General features: G+C 67.1%; 2 protein-coding genes and 1 pseudogene. All 3 read left to right on the forward strand.

The window, feature by feature from the left end; genetic code table 11:
* On the forward strand, positions 1–305 hold a 305-nt coding region (locus tag N0A24_12180; protein ID MCS7174095.1), incomplete at its 5' end, for a DUF4149 domain-containing protein.
* A 119-nt stretch (positions 306–424) separates the two neighbouring features.
* Positions 425–799, forward strand: a complete 375-nt coding sequence (locus N0A24_12185) for a DUF488 domain-containing protein (GenBank protein ID MCS7174096.1) — start codon at positions 425–427, stop codon at positions 797–799.
* 48 nt (positions 800–847) lie between these two features.
* Positions 848–1,554, forward strand: a pseudogene (locus N0A24_12190) (glutamate dehydrogenase).

Raw genomic sequence — 1,554 nt, forward strand, 5'->3', positions numbered from 1 at the left:
TCCTGAACCTGACCTACCGGGGGGTGAGCTGGGAGAGCGTTCTCACGGGAAGGCTCTGGCAGAGCCCCTTCGGGCAGATGCTGGCGTGGAAGCTGGGATTCGTGCTGGTCGCCATCCTGCTGAGTGCGGTGCACGACTTCTACTTAGGACCCGCGAGCACGCGGCTGCTGCGGGATCGGAACCCCGATGCGCAACGAGCCCTGACCTTGCGACGTCAAGCCGCCTGGGTGGGCCGCCTGAATGCCCTGTTCGTCCTCGTGGTTCTGGCTCTCGCGGTGCTGCTGGTGCGGGGGGTTCCACGGTAACACAAGGGACGTGGCGTGGATCTCTCCGTCTGAACCCCGTGGAGCCTCGCAGCCTCGGAAGGCCCATGGCCGGGGGAACGGTGGGTCTGGAAGCCTGTCCAAAAACCGGAGGGAGGAGGATGATCCGGGTAAAGCGCGCCTACGATCCCGCGGAACCCGATGATGGGGAGCGGTACTTGGTGGATCGTCTCTGGCCGAGGGGCATGCGGAGGGAGGATCTCCGGATACACGGGTGGCTTCGGGAGGTGGCTCCCAGCGAGGCCCTGCGACGGTGGTTCGGGCACGACCCGGCGAAGTGGGAGGAGTTCAAGCGGCGATACTTCGCGGAGCTCGAGTCCCGCCCCGAGACCTGGCGGCCAGTGGTGGAGGCCGCCAGCCGGGGAAACGTAACGTTGCTCTACAGTGCCCGGGACCCCCTGCACAACAACGCGGTCGCGCTCCAGGAGTTCTTGGAGCACAGGCAGAAAAACTCTCCAGGGGATTCCAGGAGCTGAGGAGGGAGAATGTAGGCGGCTCTCCGACCGCAGCCGGACCCGTGGGAGATGGCCCTGGAGCAGCTCCAGCGGGCGGCTCGGTACGTACCCCTCAAACGGGGCATCCGGGAATTCGTCACGTACCCCCGACGGGAGCTCACCGTGAACTTCCCCGTGAAGATGGACGATGGATCGGTACGCATCTTCACCGGCTACCGGGTGCACCACGGCACGGTCCTCGGCCCCACCAAGGGCGGCATCCGCTATCACCCGGGCGTGACCCTTTACGAGGTTGGGGCGTTGGCCATGCGGATGACGTGGAAGTGCGCGGTGGCGGGGCTGCCGTACGACGGAGCCAAGGGCCGGGTGGTGTGCGACCCTGAGCGACTCTCCCCAGGGGAGCTCGAGCGGCTTATCCGTCGGTACGCCACGGAGATCACCATCCTGATGGGCGCGAAAGCGACATCCCGGCTCCGGACGTGAGGACAACCCCACAGGTCATGGCGTGGATCATGGACACCTACAGCATGCACCGGGCTATTCCGTCCCTGTCGTGGTGACCGGGAAGCCCACCTCCGCGGGCGGGGCCGTAGGCCGGGAGGATGCCACGGGCCGGCGATGCGCGCTTGTGGCCCGGCTGCTGCACGAAATGGGGGCCCGGGTGGTGGCGGTGAGCGACTCTCAGGGCGGAGTCTACGGCCCCGAGGGGCTGAACCTGGAGGCGGTGCAGCGCCACAAGCGGCAGACTGGGAGCGTGGTGGACTTTCCCGGAGCCC

Source organism: Armatimonadota bacterium (assembly GCA_025059775.1).
GTDB lineage: Bacteria > Sysuimicrobiota > Sysuimicrobiia > Sysuimicrobiales > Sysuimicrobiaceae > Sysuimicrobium.

Excerpts from the sequence above, each read along its gene's own strand:
- N0A24_12185 (MCS7174096.1), top strand. The coding sequence starts at position 425 with ATGATCCGGGTAAAGCGCGCCTACGATCCCGCGGAACCCGATGATGGG.